The organism is Devosia sp. XGJD_8, from assembly GCF_046614475.1.
In the GTDB taxonomy this organism is placed as follows: domain Bacteria; phylum Pseudomonadota; class Alphaproteobacteria; order Rhizobiales; family Devosiaceae; genus Devosia.
The window spans coordinates 2,527,615-2,543,407 of the sequence record NZ_JBKJHF010000001.1; the positions used below are offsets into that span (position 1 = coordinate 2,527,615).

The 15,793-nt window shown below is 61.0% G+C and carries 21 protein-coding genes and 1 pseudogene; 14 read left to right on the forward strand and 8 right to left on the reverse strand.

Annotated features, from left to right (window positions below):
* Positions 1 to 9 precede the first annotated feature (9 nt).
* The 6 genes from ACLI1C_RS12070 to ACLI1C_RS12095 all read left to right on the forward strand — a co-directional run bounded on the left by ACLI1C_RS12070 (position 10) and on the right by ACLI1C_RS12095 (position 3,289).
* Positions 10 to 573, forward strand: a complete 564-nt coding sequence (locus ACLI1C_RS12070) for a hypothetical protein (RefSeq protein WP_411397134.1) — start codon at positions 10 to 12, stop codon at positions 571 to 573.
* Entirely contained in the window at positions 566 to 1,213 is a 648-nt protein-coding gene (locus ACLI1C_RS12075; protein WP_411397136.1) for a hypothetical protein, read from the forward strand. The genes ACLI1C_RS12070 and ACLI1C_RS12075 overlap by 8 nt, the downstream gene beginning before the upstream one ends.
* A complete protein-coding gene (locus ACLI1C_RS12080; RefSeq protein WP_411397137.1) occupies positions 1,206 to 1,403 on the forward strand; it encodes a hypothetical protein in 198 nt (65 codons plus the stop codon). Before ACLI1C_RS12075 ends, ACLI1C_RS12080 begins: the two co-directional genes overlap by 8 nt.
* On the forward strand, positions 1,390 to 1,953 hold the full coding sequence (locus ACLI1C_RS12085) for an HK97 family phage prohead protease (RefSeq protein ID WP_411397139.1): 564 nt from the start codon (positions 1,390 to 1,392) through the stop codon (positions 1,951 to 1,953). Before ACLI1C_RS12080 ends, ACLI1C_RS12085 begins: the two co-directional genes overlap by 14 nt.
* 265 nt (positions 1,954 to 2,218) lie before the next feature.
* Entirely contained in the window at positions 2,219 to 2,806 is a 588-nt protein-coding gene (locus tag ACLI1C_RS12090) for a hypothetical protein (RefSeq protein WP_411397140.1), read from the forward strand.
* 237 nt (positions 2,807 to 3,043) lie between these two features.
* Positions 3,044 to 3,289, forward strand: a complete 246-nt coding sequence (locus ACLI1C_RS12095) for a hypothetical protein (protein ID WP_411397141.1) — start codon at positions 3,044 to 3,046, stop codon at positions 3,287 to 3,289.
* Here ACLI1C_RS12095 and ACLI1C_RS12100 read toward each other — a convergent pair.
* From ACLI1C_RS12100 to ACLI1C_RS12125, 6 genes are all read right to left on the reverse strand, one after another.
* Complete coding sequence (locus tag ACLI1C_RS12100) at positions 3,286 to 4,146, reverse strand: hypothetical protein (protein WP_411397142.1); 861 nt, start codon at positions 4,144 to 4,146, stop codon at positions 3,286 to 3,288. The genes ACLI1C_RS12095 and ACLI1C_RS12100 overlap by 4 nt on opposite strands.
* 421 nt (positions 4,147 to 4,567) lie before the next feature.
* On the reverse strand, positions 4,568 to 5,077 hold the full coding sequence (locus ACLI1C_RS12105) for a hypothetical protein (protein WP_411397143.1): 510 nt from the start codon (positions 5,075 to 5,077) through the stop codon (positions 4,568 to 4,570).
* A 167-nt stretch (positions 5,078 to 5,244) separates the two neighbouring features.
* Positions 5,245 to 5,511, reverse strand: coding sequence for an excalibur calcium-binding domain-containing protein (locus tag ACLI1C_RS12110; RefSeq protein ID WP_411397145.1), 267 nt, complete (start codon positions 5,509 to 5,511; stop codon positions 5,245 to 5,247).
* A gap of 2 nt (positions 5,512 to 5,513) precedes the next feature.
* Positions 5,514 to 5,990 carry a CC0125/CC1285 family lipoprotein gene (locus ACLI1C_RS12115; RefSeq protein ID WP_411397147.1) on the reverse strand — a complete coding sequence of 159 codons (477 nt, stop codon included), beginning with the start codon at positions 5,988 to 5,990 and terminating at the stop codon, positions 5,514 to 5,516.
* 99 nt (positions 5,991 to 6,089) lie between these two features.
* Positions 6,090 to 6,971, reverse strand: coding sequence for an SEC-C metal-binding domain-containing protein (locus tag ACLI1C_RS12120; protein WP_411397149.1), 882 nt, complete (start codon positions 6,969 to 6,971; stop codon positions 6,090 to 6,092).
* Between the two features lie 648 nt (positions 6,972 to 7,619).
* Positions 7,620 to 7,829, reverse strand: coding sequence for a hypothetical protein (locus ACLI1C_RS12125; RefSeq protein WP_411397150.1), 210 nt, complete (start codon positions 7,827 to 7,829; stop codon positions 7,620 to 7,622).
* Positions 7,830 to 8,071: 242 nt separating this feature from the next.
* On the opposite strand from ACLI1C_RS12125, the gene ACLI1C_RS12130 reads away from it, so the two are divergent.
* Positions 8,072 to 8,464, forward strand: coding sequence for a hypothetical protein (locus ACLI1C_RS12130; RefSeq protein ID WP_411397151.1), 393 nt, complete (start codon positions 8,072 to 8,074; stop codon positions 8,462 to 8,464).
* 717 nt (positions 8,465 to 9,181) lie between these two features.
* On the opposite strand, the gene ACLI1C_RS12135 is transcribed toward ACLI1C_RS12130, so the two are convergent.
* On the reverse strand, positions 9,182 to 9,475 hold the full coding sequence (locus tag ACLI1C_RS12135; RefSeq protein WP_411397153.1) for a helix-turn-helix transcriptional regulator: 294 nt from the start codon (positions 9,473 to 9,475) through the stop codon (positions 9,182 to 9,184).
* Positions 9,476 to 9,824: 349 nt separating this feature from the next.
* Here ACLI1C_RS12135 and ACLI1C_RS12140 point away from each other — a divergent pair, with 349 nt between their 5' ends.
* Together ACLI1C_RS12140 and ACLI1C_RS12145 are read left to right on the forward strand one after the other, a co-directional pair.
* A complete protein-coding gene (locus ACLI1C_RS12140) occupies positions 9,825 to 11,027 on the forward strand; it encodes an integrase (RefSeq protein ID WP_411397154.1) in 1,203 nt (400 codons plus the stop codon).
* Positions 11,028 to 11,108: 81 nt separating this feature from the next.
* Positions 11,109 to 11,408: pseudogene (locus tag ACLI1C_RS12145) on the forward strand (JAB domain-containing protein); the annotation flags it as partial.
* A gap of 13 nt (positions 11,409 to 11,421) precedes the next feature.
* Here ACLI1C_RS12145 and ACLI1C_RS12150 read toward each other — a convergent pair.
* Positions 11,422 to 12,135 carry a cytochrome c biogenesis CcdA family protein gene (locus ACLI1C_RS12150; protein WP_411398316.1) on the reverse strand — a complete coding sequence of 238 codons (714 nt, stop codon included), beginning with the start codon at positions 12,133 to 12,135 and terminating at the stop codon, positions 11,422 to 11,424.
* A gap of 217 nt (positions 12,136 to 12,352) precedes the next feature.
* On the opposite strand from ACLI1C_RS12150, the gene rpe reads away from it, so the two are divergent.
* The 5 genes from rpe to ACLI1C_RS12175 are packed head-to-tail and all read left to right on the forward strand — an operon-like array spanning position 12,353 to position 15,766.
* A complete protein-coding gene (rpe, locus tag ACLI1C_RS12155; RefSeq protein ID WP_411397156.1) occupies positions 12,353 to 13,033 on the forward strand; it encodes a ribulose-phosphate 3-epimerase in 681 nt (226 codons plus the stop codon).
* Between the two features lie 30 nt (positions 13,034 to 13,063).
* On the forward strand, positions 13,064 to 14,398 hold the full coding sequence (gene purB / locus ACLI1C_RS12160; protein ID WP_411397158.1) for an adenylosuccinate lyase: 1,335 nt from the start codon (positions 13,064 to 13,066) through the stop codon (positions 14,396 to 14,398).
* Positions 14,398 to 14,811, forward strand: coding sequence for a GNAT family N-acetyltransferase (locus ACLI1C_RS12165; protein WP_411397160.1), 414 nt, complete (start codon positions 14,398 to 14,400; stop codon positions 14,809 to 14,811). The genes purB and ACLI1C_RS12165 overlap by 1 nt, the downstream gene beginning before the upstream one ends.
* Positions 14,808 to 15,359 (forward strand): RBBP9/YdeN family alpha/beta hydrolase, encoded by a 552-nt coding sequence (locus ACLI1C_RS12170; protein WP_411397161.1) that lies wholly within the window; start codon positions 14,808 to 14,810, stop codon positions 15,357 to 15,359. The genes ACLI1C_RS12165 and ACLI1C_RS12170 overlap by 4 nt, the downstream gene beginning before the upstream one ends.
* On the forward strand, positions 15,356 to 15,766 hold the full coding sequence (locus ACLI1C_RS12175) for a GNAT family N-acetyltransferase (protein WP_411397162.1): 411 nt from the start codon (positions 15,356 to 15,358) through the stop codon (positions 15,764 to 15,766). The genes ACLI1C_RS12170 and ACLI1C_RS12175 overlap by 4 nt, the downstream gene beginning before the upstream one ends.
* Positions 15,767 to 15,793: the final 27 nt, after the last annotated feature.

Genomic DNA, 15,793 nt, shown 5'->3' on the forward strand with positions numbered 1-15,793 from the left:
GACATAACAATGGCGACCATCGCCGAAACCGTCGCCATCTTGGCGCGGGAACTGCACCTACCCAAACCGTATGTTGAACAGCGTGCTAGGCGCCTGCGAGAAGTCGGTTTGCTGCCGGCGTCCAATGGCCGAGATCATCCAGTCGTGCGCATCGAGCACCTGGCATCCATCGTCTTGGCCCTTGCAGCAGACGCGCCGGTCAAGGACGCGCCCGATGCAGTCGAGACCTATGGCAGCCTGTTTCTGCACGGCGTCGACCCTCAAGTGATGCCCGAATCCATTCGTCCCGCCGGTTACACGGCGCGCCACTATCTGGAGCAAGTGTTTGCTTCTATGGCCGCAGACGATGCGGATGCCAACGCTAACCGTCGGATGGCCTTCGAAGTCGTCTCCACCTGGCCGGAAGTTCGCATCTTCGACCCAGCCGACCAACACACCATGGTCTTCATCAAACCCACTGCACTGCCTAGCCACTGGCAAGGCGACGCGGTCCGTCGTTCCACCACAATCCACGGTCGCGCGCTTTTTCGTGTCGTCCAAGCCTTAGTCTCAGGAGCCCGCAACCATGCGTAAGACCAAGCCTCTTCAGATCCCATCCCTTACCGAAGCCAGCCAGGAATATGGGGCGATCATCAACCGCCTGCGTGAACTCGAGGCCCGGCGCGCCGAAATCGAGCGCGAGATTCACAAGGTTCAGCGTGGCCGCATCCCTGCAGGCATGATTGACCACGCTAGCCGCGGCCGTGGCGAGCGCGCTGCAGCGCTTCTCGGCGACGTGCTTGGGGCTGATGCCCCGTCGTTTGAAGTCCAGCCCAGCGCCGCCGACATTGCCGAACACCTGGACAAACTCCGAGTCGAGCTCGCCGACATTGAGGCGGCGATCGCAATTCTGAAGTTGAAGCAGTCCCCGGCTCACACCGAGGCCTCAAAGCTGGTTTGTGAAGCTGTCCGCGACGGATACGAGGCCTCCATTCGACGTACTGCGCTGGCCCTTGCGCCGGCACTCGCCGCGCACCGTGAGATGCTGCGCATCACCGGCGAACTTAGCGACGGGGACGTGCGCTGGGTCAGCCACCTCGCACAGCCCACCAGCCTGCGCCGCGCTCTTGGCGAACCTTGGGACCGCGATACCGCTGCGGATCGGTTCATCCAGGAAGCCATCGCCAGTGGCTTCGTCACCGACAAAGAAATCGAGGAGGCATCAAATGGCTAGAGTCGAACGCGCCACCGCGCGCCGCGGCACGCCGAATGGCAAGGTGACCCTCAACGGCCGGGCCATCGAGATCCCTGATTTCGATGCCGTCACTTTCGCCAAGACGCTCACAAAACGTAACAAGCCGGCTACCCTTCAAGATCGCGAAGCCAGGCTCCGAGCAGCGGAGCGCAAACTTGGAATCCGCTAAGCTGGAGACCCGCAGCCAGGATAGCCCAACGGCCAATGGCACCATGCTGTCTGGGTACGCCGCGCGCTTCAACTCGCCTGCCATCATTGCTGGGGCATTTGTCGAACGCATTGCGCCCGGCGCCTTCACCCGTTCACTTCGCGACCGCGACGTTGTGGCGTTGATTGGCCACGACCATGCTCGCGTGCTGGGCCGAAAGTCCAGCGGCACGCTCACGCTGCGAGAGGACAGGCAAGGGTTGGCGTTCACCCTCGACGTGGACGCGACCACCCCGGACGGCCAAACGGCCCTAGGCACCGTCGGCAGGCGGGATGTGAAAGGCTGTAGCTTTGGATTTTTGGTCTTAAGGGAGTCTTGGCTGGAAACCGATGATTTGCCTGAACGCACGCTCGAAGAGATAGCCTTGTTTGAGGTGACCCTTACAGCGTTCCCGGCCTACGACGACACCAGCGTGGCGCTGCGCTCATTGGAGCATGCGCGCCAGACTGGCGCGGCGCGTCGGGTTCGAATGAAAGCCGAATTGGAGCAGAAGATCCGCGGGATCAGCTAGCAGACAAATAGTAAAAGGCCCCGCAGCGAATGAACGCGCGGGGCCTTTCTCACGCCAGCGCTGCGGAGGGCTCGCGCACCGGCTTGATGCTTAGATGGGTCGCCAAGGCTCGCGTTCAATGCCGGTCGCGGTGGTGTGAAGGCGTGGGCGGGGGTGCCTCGGACGTGATGCCGACGCCAAATGCCCACCGGCCCCATCGCACAAAATGCTCATCCGCAAAATTCGGAATTTGAAAACTCGGAAAGAGGCCTGCTATGAATTGTCCATGGGCGGCATTCTCGAACACATCCAGAAAGAGTGGGGAACCTTGAAGGGCGCCCCGCTCGCATTTCTTGTTCTTCTGTTTCTGGGTTTGGCATTGGGCGGCGCCGGCGGCCATGCGTGGCGCGGTCAGGAAGTAGCCAACCTAGAGAGCCTGATGCGCCTCAAAGACGGCGAACTGACAACGCTCACCAAGCAGATGGAAGAGCGGCTCAAGAAGGTGGAAGACACGCTCTCCGCGCAGCAGGTCACCACACTTGAATCGAGCTTGCGTGAGATCCCGTCCCAAATTGAGATAATGAAATCCTTCGTAGAAGGAGGGGAGCCCGTTATTGCGGGCCAGCTAGAGGCAGCGTTTTCGGACAGCGGTTGGAAGGTTTTCACTGATACGACACCAGTCGAGCCGGAGGACTGGAACAGTGCTGTATTGCTGGCAGTACCGGAGAATCCTGACGGTGCGGCCTTGAGGGCTGCCTTTGATGCGGCCGATATCCCGTATGAGGTTCGCGTCTTGTCGAACTCTGAGACAGCGCAAATTTGGCTTAAGGCAGTGGAGGCTATTGGTTCCCCCGAGGAATCGACCACCGACTAAGCCGCACCCATAGGGGGCCTCCAACTCTCTGGCCCAAACGGCTTTTGGTTACCGTTCGCCCCCTAACGCGCACTCTCCCGCAATTCAACGATGGGGGTAAAACCCATGCCACGACCTAGAAAGTCGATCGCACAAGCACGCTTGACCGGTGCGTATGCCAAGGATCCGGCGCGCTACAGCGCCCGCACAGAGCCGTTAGTCACTGACCCGCTAGGTCCACCGCCCGAGTGGCTCACTGTGCCACAGCGCGCCGTCTGGCGCGACGTAGCCAAGCGCATGCCGTGGCTAAACAAGTCTCACAGAGGCATCACCGGTATCGCCGCTATCCTGCAGGTCAAACTCGCTGATGGCGCACTGGGGTTGCCAGGCATGAATCTGCTGCGCATGACCTTGGGTCAGATGGGCGCCACGCCGGCGACAGCGCAGCATGCCGTTGTGGCCGAGCCGGAAAGCGATGACCCAGCGGAGGAGTATTTCCGCTAGTCTGTTCCTAGCGGCTCGATCACGTAGTCTGGAACAGAGTGCAGTCGTAGGCCATTCAATGCTTGGTCAATTGGTTGGTGGTCAGGCGGAGTATGAAAGGTGACTTCGAAGCAGAAGCGTAGGACCCTAGTGTCCGCGTCAGACTGCCAAAACACGTCCCTGTATTCTCCGTAGCCCATCAAGAAGCATCTTTGTTGCCGCAAATGCACCGAGCGTGCATCTTCGATCGAAATATACCTATCAGACATATTGAAGAGGTTGCCAGAGCCCAGCTCATGACCCACCTCAGCGCCGGTCTTGTCGAAGCGCACATCTGGGATGGGCTGTTCAACTGGCACTAACGGCATATCGACATACAGCAACCGTATGGTAGCCGGGGATTGCCCCGTGTTCTTTATTATGGGGGTGATAATGAAGCCCCAGATGTCCGCGCTTTCCGTGGAGTGAAACGTACCGCGGTTGGCGCTATCCCACGAGACGTAGGCCCGAACTTGCGCTTCGCCAAGTCGTCTCGCAGTCTCATTGCTTGAAATAGCGGCCTCGGCGGTTCTCCGAGTTTCAATGAAGGTAAAGCGTACCAACACGACACCGACTACGCTAATCCCCAACGCGACCAACGCGACCGCCGTCATCGCCCATTGTGCATAAGTGTCTCTGACGGAGAACTCAGGCCACCAATACCCCTCCTTTGGACCTCGTGCTGCCAAGTCAACAGCCTGAGTCGGTATAGACAGCTCCACCACCAACCGTTGGAGGAGCCCGATGGCCGTAACCAGAACGACTGCGCCAAGGATCATCCCGAGCGCGACCAGCGCACCGCGGTCTTGCGTGCGACGGGCAACTTTCAAGTTATGCATTTCACCCCCACGGCAGCCCCAACAGCACGACCAGCCCCGCGCCGACCTTGTAGAGCACGCCACCTATTAGCTTAGGGATAGCGAATGCGAGAGCCGTGGCAAGCCAAGGCGGCAATAGAGGTGGCTTCTGTTGTGGAGGTTTGGCTTTGCGTCTGGCCATCGGCGGACTCCGTCATTGAGAAAATCTCAAATGCGGAACCGCTTCGCTATTGCTCGGTGGATTCGGACTCCAAAACAATACCAAAAGCGAAATCCACAGCCCCGTTGATCCTTTGTTCTCCGGCCCCTCGCCGGCGGGCTTTCTCTTTCCAAGAAGCCCCATGACCAAACTCGACCACGTTGTCGCGCGCTTTAACGGCGACCGTGGCATGACCACCCATATGCCTCGGAGCCGGAATGGCATCCTTGTCGAAATTTCTCGCTAATCCGACCGCTGTGAGTACTCCTTGAGGAGTTCTTCGAACTGCGCAGCTGTCATCGCCTTGGCGCTCGGCCAGGTACTCAGCACAGCCTCTACCTCTTCTGACCTCCGAGCCTTTGCTATGTCACCGATAAGAGTGTCTACCCACTCCTGCGCTTGGTTCATGAGCTGATCGTCCACTCTGATGGAGTTGGAAAACACCGAATTCTGGCTCCAGAGCAGGACCGGGTTCTCAAATTCGAACGCGCGGCCGGTGTAGCCGAGATCCCCTAGTCTGGTTGTGCCCCAATAGACGACCTCCATAGAGGCGGACACAACACACACCTCGCCTCCGGCGCGGTATCCCAGACCGTTGATCTGTAAGAGCGGCGCAAAGACCGTTCGCAGGGCAAGCGGCTCCTGGTAGACAGCGATTCCGAATTTTTCTAGTTCCGCGCGCACCCTCGCAGCAATGGCGCTGGCGTTGGTCCAACACCCGCCTTCGACTTGATCGTCTATCAGAAGTTCCACGGATCGCACCACGCCAACCGTATCTGTGCCGCTTACAGTAGCGGTAACCTGCGCCAGTGCCGCATTGTAAGCGTTCTCGTCAGCGAAAGGACCGTTCGGAAGGCCCTGGGCTAGTGCGGGCAACTGAAGCCCAGCCAAGATCGCGCCAACTAAAAGGATCGGGCTTCTCAATTGTTGCTCCCGCAAAGCTGTTCACAGGGCGCGCCATCGCTATCGCCGTCCAGCCGACCGCCCCAGGAGCAATTGTAGAGATACCAAACTGCCTCTTCGCAAGAGCCAATCTGGCCGCACGTTCGGCGCGGCTGGCAACTCACTTGGGCGACGTCGACTTTGTAGATCGACGGGTTGGCCGCGCTCTGCTCGATGGCCAGTGCCGGCGCTGGCAAGAACTCCAGCACGATGATTGCAGCCGCCAGTAGCGGCCAAAAGCGCATGGTCAGCCCTTAGGCCGCTTAACTCGAGGATTGATATTGTTGAACACTTCTTGCGCGTTGTAGGAGTTCGGCCCAGAGGCGTTTGACACTCTGATCATCAGGTCCTCGCCGGGCTTCACGATCTCGTAGTTGAAACCAGGGCTATACGAGACACCCCCAAAAAGGCCACGCCCGAAAGTACCTGCGGTTTGCTGTGTGACGTTGCTCGTCGCATCGCGATTATTGATGACCTCAAAATGGGTCTTGCCGGCGGCGATAGTAGTCTCTGATGCTTTCAACAGAACATAGTCTTGAATAGTAGTGGCGTCGGTGTATCCGTTGCCACGGGCTGAGATGCGATAAACGTCGTTGGTCACGGGCGCGGCCATGACGCCGCCCATAGCGCCCATTTCGCTGTAGGTGGTAGCGCAACCCGACAAAATAGTCGCCGCAGCAAGCATTGATGTCGCGGCAAGCGCGATCGCAGTCTTCTTAAACATGGTAGTCCCCCAAACAATGGAGGGAGAATGGATCGCGACGTTTAGTAGCGCAAGGTCAAATGTTTATCGATCGTTAATCGCTTGGCCGCTCCGCGCTTTTCACCGTCCATGACAGTGCTTGAACTTGTTTCCGCTACCACAGTGACATTTATCGTTCCGTCCCAGCTTCGGCCCAATACGCTGCCCCTCATCAAAGACCATTTCGATGTCTCGAAAGGCGATCTTCGGCCCGGTCGTTCGGAGATTGACGGTATCTAACATGTGTATCCGGTCAGCCTCGCCAAAGGGCATGTAAGTTGCGGATGGAACCGGCAGCCGCCCAGGTGGCGGCCGGTGTAACGTGGAAACCATGAGATTCTTACCGACGGTCCCTCCAGTTCGCGGATCGTCCGCCAGCTTCCGTACCAAGTGGGCGGCTTTTTGCTCGACCGCATAATGTGGGCTTTCCGCCAGTATCAATGCGTTAAGCTCATGCAGCTCTACAAGATACTCAGTCTGATTGATGCCATTGGCCATCACACCGCTGAAGTCCACAGTGCTTAAGTTGGGCGATATCCGGATTCTGGTCTGAAATTCCTTGGTCGGACGAGGAAGGAAAGAGCCAGCGACGTCCTCAAGGTTGCTGACCGTCCCCATGAACGGGCCAACCACGTCGGAAAAGCCAGCAACTGCCAAAGTGATACCCTGGCCGTAATAGGCGAGGTTGGCGAACTTCTTCTGAGCGATCCCGGCAAACCCGTAGAGGGTTTCGTTTAGCGTGCCGTCAGAGGCCTCCATTAGTGCCTGTTGTATCCACTCCTTGGCGCGGAACGATCCCAGCTCTGCTAGTCCTGTGAAGGCGTATATGGCGGTTCCGTCGTCCGTATGAATGACCCCTGCCTTGCCACTCTCGTCAGTGACGACTCCCTGCGATGTTGAGAGTCGCCGATCGCTTGCCATGACCGCGAAGTCGGGCGTGATGGCCGTCAGGATCAAGGTCAAGCTATGGTCCCCATCGGAGCGCCGCCTCTTAAAATAGGACGGTATCGCGGGGCTCCGCAAGGTGCCGCCGCTACCCCCATCGGAACTACCTACCCCCACGCCCCGCCATCGAGCGGGGTTAATTCATTAGGAGGCCCCATGGCCAACTCCAAAGAACATGCCTCACCGCCGGCGGCCTATAACGGCACATTCACAGGTGGCGCGTCCATCCAGGTGCGGGCACCATGAACGGGTTTCTCGGCTACGTAGGCGGCCAACTGGTCATTGAGAAGGATGACCGGCTCGTCCTGTCCACGGGCGACACGCTGGTGCAGTTCCTGACCTCGGAGCAGACGTTTACGCAAAGCTGTGCACCTATGCCTACACGTTCCGCAATGCGTCATGCGTCGGAGCGCAGCCACAGGAATGGGAAAACCAGATCGTCCTGGGCGCGGTGCCGGCGGGCGCCGATATCTTCTGGGGCAGGGTGTCTCTCAGCCGCACAGCTGCGCCGTCGCACTCGTGGGGCACTGAAGGCCTGACGCCGAGGGTCGCGCAGAACCAGTTCATGCAGATCACCGGAAGCATGTTGCTGGAGCAGGTGCGCGGCCTGTCGCGCGTCGCTGCTCGGAAAGCGAACGGCCGGCCAGCATGATAGAGGATTGGCGGTCACCGCCCAGGATTATCCCAGACCTTCGGCACTAGTATCTTGTCTGCTTCGATGGCCCGGACGTCGGCACGATCGAGCGGAAATGTCTCCCTATTGCCATTAGGCATTTCGACGGTGATCCGCCCATCATCCCATACCTTCAGGATGGTCAGGCCTATAACCAGCGTGTCGCCCACTTTTGGACCGGGCTTGGTTTTTCGCGGCGGCATTTGCGTTCCTCGTAGTGGCTGGCCAGCATAACGCTCCAATCGCCCCTCGATCCTCCAAACATCATAATTTGATCACAGTCCCATCTGGACTCCTCCAACCGCCCCGCCATAGAACGAAATGAGAACAAACGAGTCCGGAAGGTTCGATCGTGGATGTGCCAGCGCGGCTCAGATGGCGGGCAGAGCGAGGTAGCTACGTTGCTTATCCGGCTGGGGACGATCACCCCGAGCGAAGGGCCGAAGTGCAGTTTCTCGGCAAGCTGTCGTTGGGGGATCAGGTTGGCGTCCCTCGCTGGCGCTGGTCCGTTCAGTGGCCTGGCTGGTTCTCTGTGGATGGTCATGGCGCTGACAAACAGGATGCGGCCGACAAGGCCACAGAGGCATGGTGGCGCCAAATCTGCACGCCGATCCCGCGGGATGTCGACACAGAGATCGACATCATCGTCGCCCGCATCCTGATCATGCCGCCGCCGAATAGCATTCTGACCGAAGACACGGCCTTCCTGCAGAGGCTGAACTGGCTGCTGTTCGAGCGGTTCAAGACCGAGATCAAGGCCGACGCCCAGCCGATGCCGGTGCGGAACCTACTGGCTGGGATATCGGCTGAGTTGTATCGGCGCCGGCTGGCTAGCTAAGTTTCCAGTTTCATGGGTGCCGGGGCCGTGCAACCCATATTGCCACCAGCATCGCCGCCACGACTGACAAGGCGTTAAACACGGCCAACCAAATCCCCAACCGCGAACCTTCCGTGACGAACCCATGGACGAAACCGAGTAGGATCAACGCTGCGAAATAGCTGACAAATCCAGCGACCAGCGCTCCTAGTGTCCTCATCTTGCCCCCTCAAAGAGCCGCCGCTGCGACCCTGATTGCGACCCTAACACAAAGAAGCCCCCGAGGCCTTGGGTTCCTCGGGGGCGCTTCTGACTCGGAGCCCTGCCATTCTTTACGTGCTTGCTCGCTTAGGCAAGTTCCGCGGAGCTCATATAAGCGCATAAGCGCTTATTCCGTTGAACGACGACACGGAAATAAGCGAAAACGCTTAAAAGCTCAATTATATCAAGTAGTTAGATGCATTTCTCATTGCCACCGTCGGCACGGTGTGCCACATTGAACCCGTCGCCGCGATCAAGCGAGTGACACCAGGAAATCAAAAGCATGACCCAAGCGTCAAAACTTCCCCCAGCACCGCTTACCAGCGTTCCCGTCATCCGCCGCGCAATGCTGCTCGTCCCTGGCGAGGAGCCGCGCGAAGTCGAGGTGGTGGTCTCGAGGGATTAAATGGCGCCAACAGTTCCCCCGGTTGGCCACCCTTGAGGTGTGCAACCCAACCTTCTCGCGCCGGCCGGGCGTTACTTCTTCTGCTTGATCCCGGTCGGCACATAAGCTGACGGCGGGTATTTCTCAAAACTGACCCCCAACTCCCCGAACTCAATCCCCGCTGCAGCGAGCTCTTGGATGAGCACGAACAGCGTTGCTGGGTGAGGCGCGCGCTTGTTGGACTCCAGGTCGGCAATCGTTGATCGAGCCACGCCAATACCCTCTGCCAGGTACGCTTGACTCCAATTCAGAAGGCCCCGCGCCGCGCGCACCTGTGCCGCGAAGAGCTCTGGGTTGTCTGCGGCGAACTTCGCAACATCCGTCATTTGGACTCGTATCCACCATTTTGATTGATAAGCCAAAAGGCATATGCTACCATTTGTCGGATATCACGCGTTTAGTCGCACGTCTAGGGAGGGTGTATATGAGAGCCGCTAACGACAATGGTGCCCTGTACATCCCAGAAGTTGTTGTTGCGCAGAGGGTGCTTGGCACCGGCGCCCTGGCCCGCTGGGCTGGCCTAGCCACCGTGCTAGAGCGTGAAGGTCTGCCCCGTATTGATCCACTAACAGGGTGCCGCTACTGGCCAGCCGTTAAGGCGTTCTTGGACCGCCGACACGGGCTTGGTCGGGGCGGGGTACTGCCGTCGACAGCTGACGGTGCGGAGACGTGGAATTGACCGACTTCCCTGGGCTGAAGCGCAAGCGAAACAAGGATGGGTCGGAGCGCTTGTACTGGATGGCGAGGTCTGACCTGGTGGCGCGCGGCTATCGACCATCAAGCGTCCGCCTCCACCTGCCTGACACCCCAGAAGGGCGCGCGCAGTTATCCGCGCGCTGCTACGTCCTGCAGGCGGAGATGCTGACTTGGGCTGCTGGGGCGGAGAAGGCCAGTACAACCTATGACGGCACGATTAAGAGCCTATCCCGCTTGTACCAGACCGATGAGGACTCGCCGTATCGCGGACTTAAGTGGAACAGCGCGATCAACGTCACAAAGTCCCTCAAGATAATCGAGGGGACGGTCGGAGCCCGGCAAATCAATAAACTGCTTGGGAATGACTTCAAAGGCTGGCACCGCAAGTGGGGCGAGCCTGCGCCGCCAGGTGAGCGCCCCCGCCCCTGGCGGGCCAAACACGCTATGGACACTGTCCGCCAACTGATCAGCTACGGCGTAACCTTAGGCTTTGAGGATTGCCTTCGGGCGGACACCATCCTCTCAAAAATTCGCTTTGCCACGCCCCCGGCCCGCACATCCATAATGACGGCGGACCACGTTGAGGCGATCCGCAAGGCGGCACACGAACAGGGCTGGCACTCCATCGCGTTGGGAACCGTGCTTCAGTTCGAACTCACCATGCGGCAGAAGGACGTAATCGGCGAATGGGAACCGATAGCAGGGGGCGAAGGCGGAATCCGCCACCGCGACACCAGATGGACAAACGGGCTTCTGTGGTCTGACATCGATGCGGATTTGATCCTTCGCAAGACCCACACGAAGACCGGGATCCCCGTCGAACATGACTTGAAGCTTCATCCTTCCCTTCTGGAGGAAATCGACCGCGTTCCCGCCGAGAAGCGCATCGGGCCGATGATCATAGCCGAAACCACTGGCGAGCCATTCAAGCACCGCAACTACACTCAGCGATGGCGCCTGGTGGCGAATGCCGCTGGCGTGCCAAAAACTATTCAGAATATGGACGCCCGTGCCGGCGCAATCACAGAGGCTTACGACCTCGGCGCTGCCGAGACCGATGTTATGAAATCCGCCGGACACAAAAACCGGCAGACCAGTGCTCGCTACAATCGCGGGACCATCAAGCAAACTAGCCGCGTCGCCCGGATGCGGCTGGAGAAACGGACGGGGAACAACGACTAAGGGACGCCGAAGGGACGTCTTGGGGGACGTTTGCGGTAACGCGTTGATTTGTTGGCAACAAAGCCAATCGAGAAACACGTCCGCATCCTGTTCCTCGACAAGAAGAACCGGCTGATCGCCGACGAGGTGCAGCAGACCGGGACCGTCGACCATACCCCGGTCTATCCGCGCGAAGTCATCAAGCGGGCGCTCGAGCATTCCGCCACCGCGCTGATCCTGGTGCACAACCACCCCTCGGGCGATCCCTCGCCCTCATCGGCCGATGTGCGGATGACGCGGGAAATCTCCGATATCGCCAAGCCCCTGGGCATCACGCTGCACGATCACATCATCATCGGCAAATCCGGCCACGCCTCGCTGCGCGGCCTCAAGCTGCTCTGAAAGACCTGCCCGGTCAGCCGAAATTGGCCAGAACCGGGAAGGTCTCGAGGAACCAGTAGGACAGGCGAGTGAAATTGCCGGTGAGGAACAGCACGCCGGTAATCACCAGCAGCACGCCCATGACGCGCTCGACCGTATGCAGGTGCTTCTTGAAGCCCTGGAAGAAGGCCAGGAACGGCCCGATGGCAATGCCAGCCAGGAAGAACGGCACGCCCAGCCCCAGCGAATAGAGCCCGAGCAGGCCCGCGCCCTCCCAGGCCGTGTCGCGGCTCGCCGCCACCGACAGCACCGCCGCCAGCACCGGCCCGATACAGGGCGTCCAGCCGATGGCAAAGGCCAGCCCGAGCAGGAACCCGCCCAAGGGGCCACTGGCGACGCCCGGCCCGTTATGGCGCATCTGCCGGTCGAGCAGGCCGATGCGATAGACGCCGATGAAATGGAGGCCCATGGCGATGATCAGCACGCCGGCCACCGGCGTGAGGATGGGCAGAGCCTGGCGGAACGTCTGCCCGAAGGCCGTCGCCGTGGCCCCCAGGGTGACGAAGACCACCGAAAAGCCGAGGATGAAGAACAGCGAGGTGAAGGCCACGCGCCGCTGCAGCGCCGCCGCGCCTTTGTCGTCGGCCCGCAACTGGTCGAAACTCGCCCCGCTCATATAGGTGAGATAGGGCGGCACCAGGGGCAGCACGCAGGGTGAGAGAAAGCTCAGCACCCCCGCGCCAAACACCAAAGGCAAAGAGAATTCCACGTGGACGACGCTCCAGTTGCGCGCCTGTTTCTAGCGCCTCCGCCCGGCAAAGCAATGCACCCCGGTGTCGCATCGCGCGCATGTGAGGGCCTCGCCCATACGCAAGTGGGCCGGCGCTGCCCGCCTCCGCCCTTGCCCTCTCCCCCTTTCCCGCCCTATAGCAGCCTCATCCCCTCCCGGCTGAGGTGCCGCCGTCATGACTGCACGTCCGATCCGCATCGCTCCGTCCATCCTGTCGGCCGATTTTTCGCGGCTGGGCGAGGAGATCACCGCCATCGCGGAGGCTGGCGCCGACTATATCCATGTCGATGTCATGGACGGCCATTTCGTGCCCAATATCAGCTTCGGGCCGCTGGTCATGGCCTCGGTGCGCAAGTTCACCACCCTGCCCTTCGACGTGCATCTGATGATCGCGCCGGTCGATCCCTATGTGGCCGCCTTTGCCCGCGCCGGCGCCGATATCATCACCGTCCATGCCGAGGCCGGCCCGCACCTGCATCGCACGCTGCAGGCCATCAGGGCCGAGGGCAAGAAGGCCGGTGTCGCCATCAATCCGGCGACGCCCGTTTCGGCGCTGGAGCATGTCATCGACGATATCGACCTGCTGCTGGTCATGTCGGTCAATCCCGGCTTTGGCGGCCAGAGCTTCATCCCGGAATCGCTCAACAAGATCCGCCAGGCGCGCGCGCTGATCGCCAGTCGCGACATCGACCTCGAGGTCGATGGCGGCATCAGCGCCGACAATGCCCGGTCCGTGGCCGATGCCGGCGCCAATGTGTTCGTGGCCGGATCCTCCGTCTATGGCGGCAACGACGCTGCCACCTACCAGCCACGCATAGCCGCCATAAGGCAGGCCGCGACCACCCGTCTTGCCTGAATCGATCTCTGAACCCGAAAGCCCAAGCCCATGATTCCGCGTTACTCTCGCCCCGAAATGGTTTCCATCTGGTCGGCCGAGACCCGCTTTGCCATCTGGTTCGAGATCGAGGCGCATGCCACCACCAAGCTCGCCGAACTGGGCGTGGTGCCCAGGGAAAGTGCCCAGAACATCTGGGACGTGATGAATGCCCGCAAGGCAGAGAAGGGCGACTATGGCTTCGACGTCGCGCGGATCGACGAGATCGAGCGCACCACCAAGCATGACGTCATCGCCTTCCTGACGCACTTGAGCGAAATCGTCGGTCCCGATGCCCGCTTCGTGCACCAGGGCATGACCTCTTCCGACATTCTCGACACCACGCTCTCGGTTCAGATGGCGCGGGCCGCGGATCTCCTGATCGCCGATTGCGACGCCCTGCTTGCCGCGCTCAAGCGCCGGGCCTTCGAGCACAAGAACACCATCACCATCGGCCGCAGCCACGGCATCCATGCCGAGCCGACGACCTTTGGCGTCAAGCTGGCCGAGGCCTATGCCGAGTTCACGCGCAACCGGGCGCGCCTCGTCGCGGCACGGGCCGAGATTGCCACCTGCGCCATTTCCGGCGCCATCGGCAGCTTCGCCAATATCGATCCGCAGGTGGAGGAATATGTCGCCGAAAAGCTGGGCCTGGCCATCGAGCCGGTCTCGACCCAGGTGATTCCGCGCGATCGCCACGCCATGTTCTTTGCCACGCTCGGCGTCGTCGCCAGTTCCATTGAGCGCGTGGCCGTCGAAATCCGCCACTTGCAGCGCACCGAAGTGCTCGAAGCCGAGGAGTTCTTCTCCCCCGGCCAGAAGGGCTCCTCAGCCATGCCGCACAAGCGCAATCCGGTGCTGACCGAAAACCTCACCGGCCTCGCGCGTCTCGTGCGCGGCATGGTGACCCCGGCGCTGGAAAACGTCGCTCTCTGGCACGAGCGCGACATTTCGCACTCCTCGGTCGAGCGCATGATCGGCCCCGACGCCACGGTGACGCTGGACTTCGCCCTGGCCCGCCTCACCGGCGTCATCGACAAGCTGGTGGTCTACCCCGAGAACATGCGGAAGAATCTCGACCTGCTCGGCGGGCTGCACAATAGCCAGCGCATGCTGCTGGCGCTGACCCAGGCCGGCTACAGCCGTGAGGACAGCTACGCCGCCGTGCAGCGCAATGCCATGAAGGTCTGGGCCATGCAGGGCGACCGCGCCGGCCAGTTCGCAGCCAACCTCAAGGCCGACCCGGAAGTGACTCTGAGCGATACACAAATCGACGCCATGTTTGATGATGCCTATCACCTCAAGCATGTCGACACGATCTTCAAGCGCGTGTTTGGCGAGGCGTGATGAGCATTATCTGCGCCCAGGAAACCGGCCTGACCGCTGAGGAATATGTCGCCTGCGTCGGCCAGTCGGCGCTCGGCCCGACCCGCCCGCTCGGCAATACCGAGCGGGTGCAGGCCATGCTGGACAATTCCAACCTCGTCGTCACCGCGCGCGACGACAGCGGCCGGCTGGTGGGCCTGTTCCGCGGCATGACCGACTGGAACTGGATCTGCTACTGCGCCGACATGGCGGTGGTCGAGAACAGCCAGGGTCAGGGCATCGGCCGGATCCTGATGGACAAGGCGACGGAAATCCTCGGCCCGGGCTGCACCATTGTCCTCTTGGCCCTGCCGGGGGCCGAGGGCTTCTACAAGGCCATAGGGCTCACCCAGACCAGTGCCGCATTCTATCGCGACAGGACGCACCGCACATGAAGCTGGCCGAATGCGACATCCTGATCCTGCCCGGCCTGGGCAGTTCCGGCCCCGGCCACTGGCAGACCCGCTGGGCCGAACGCATGAGCAATGCCGCCATTGTCGAGCAGGCTGACTGGCACGAACCCGATCTCGACGACTGGGTCGCCACCATCGACCAGGCCGCGCGGCTCACCACCCGGCCCGTCGTGCTGGTCGCCCATTCGCTTTCGGTCATCGCCGTGGCGCATGCCGGGCCGCAACTGCCGGACAATGTGCGGGGCGCATTCCTTGTCTCCCCGCCCGATATCGAGCTGAGCGCCGATGCGCCCGAGGAGGCATTTGGCTTCCGCCCGATCCCGCGCGACCCCCTGCCCTTTCCCTCGATCCTGGTCGCCTCGACCAATGATCCCCTCTGCAGCATCGACCGCGCCGTGGAATTCGCCACCTGCTGGGGGTCGGATTTCCATCAGGCGGGCGAAGCCGGCCACATCAACGTCGCCTCGGGTCACGGGCCCTGGCCGGAGGGCCTGCTAATGTTCACGCGGCTGATGCAGCGGCTCAAATGAGCGACTATGTCCTGCTTGTCGGCACCCCGAGCGTCGAGGACTATCGCCGGCTGCGCCTCGTTTCCGGCCTGAGTGCAAAGAGCCAGGCGGCAGCCGAGGCGGGCCTGCCCAATACCTGGTTTGCCGTCACCATCCGGCATGACGACGACACTGTCGGCATGGGGCGGATCATCGGCGACGGCGGCACGGCCTTCCAGATCGTCGATATTGCCGTGGAGCCGGCGCATCAGGGCCAGGGTCTGGGCAAGACCATCGTCGCAGCGCTGGTCGATCATTTGCGCACCCATGCCCCGGCCAGCGCCTATGTGAGCCTGATCGCCGATGGCGACGCCCAGTTTCTTTATGCCAAATACGGCTTCGAGCCGGTCATGCCCGCCTCGATCGGCATGGCTCTGCGGATCGACTGACGGGCAAAAAAAGGAGCCGGCCAGGGC

Excerpts from the sequence above, each read along its gene's own strand:
- purB (WP_411397158.1), top strand. The coding sequence starts at position 13,064 with ATGATTCCGCGTTACTCTCGCCCCGAAATGGTTTCCATCTGGTCGGCC.
- ACLI1C_RS12110 (WP_411397145.1), bottom strand. The coding sequence starts at position 5,511 with ATGCGCTTTTGGCCGCTACTGGCGGCTGCAATCATCGTGCTGGAGTTC.
- ACLI1C_RS12125 (WP_411397150.1), bottom strand. The coding sequence starts at position 7,829 with ATGCCGCCGCGAAAAACCAAGCCCGGTCCAAAAGTGGGCGACACGCTG.
- ACLI1C_RS12090 (WP_411397140.1), top strand. The coding sequence starts at position 2,219 with ATGGGCGGCATTCTCGAACACATCCAGAAAGAGTGGGGAACCTTGAAG.
- ACLI1C_RS12075 (WP_411397136.1), top strand. The coding sequence starts at position 566 with ATGCGTAAGACCAAGCCTCTTCAGATCCCATCCCTTACCGAAGCCAGC.
- ACLI1C_RS12165 (WP_411397160.1), top strand. The coding sequence starts at position 14,398 with ATGAGCATTATCTGCGCCCAGGAAACCGGCCTGACCGCTGAGGAATAT.
- ACLI1C_RS12070 (WP_411397134.1), top strand. The coding sequence starts at position 10 with ATGGCGACCATCGCCGAAACCGTCGCCATCTTGGCGCGGGAACTGCAC.
- ACLI1C_RS12135 (WP_411397153.1), bottom strand. The coding sequence starts at position 9,475 with ATGACGGATGTTGCGAAGTTCGCCGCAGACAACCCAGAGCTCTTCGCG.
- rpe (WP_411397156.1), top strand. The coding sequence starts at position 12,353 with ATGACTGCACGTCCGATCCGCATCGCTCCGTCCATCCTGTCGGCCGAT.
- ACLI1C_RS12100 (WP_411397142.1), bottom strand. The coding sequence starts at position 4,146 with ATGCATAACTTGAAAGTTGCCCGTCGCACGCAAGACCGCGGTGCGCTG.
- ACLI1C_RS12175 (WP_411397162.1), top strand. The coding sequence starts at position 15,356 with ATGAGCGACTATGTCCTGCTTGTCGGCACCCCGAGCGTCGAGGACTAT.
- ACLI1C_RS12170 (WP_411397161.1), top strand. The coding sequence starts at position 14,808 with ATGAAGCTGGCCGAATGCGACATCCTGATCCTGCCCGGCCTGGGCAGT.
- ACLI1C_RS12115 (WP_411397147.1), bottom strand. The coding sequence starts at position 5,990 with ATGTTTAAGAAGACTGCGATCGCGCTTGCCGCGACATCAATGCTTGCT.
- ACLI1C_RS12080 (WP_411397137.1), top strand. The coding sequence starts at position 1,206 with ATGGCTAGAGTCGAACGCGCCACCGCGCGCCGCGGCACGCCGAATGGC.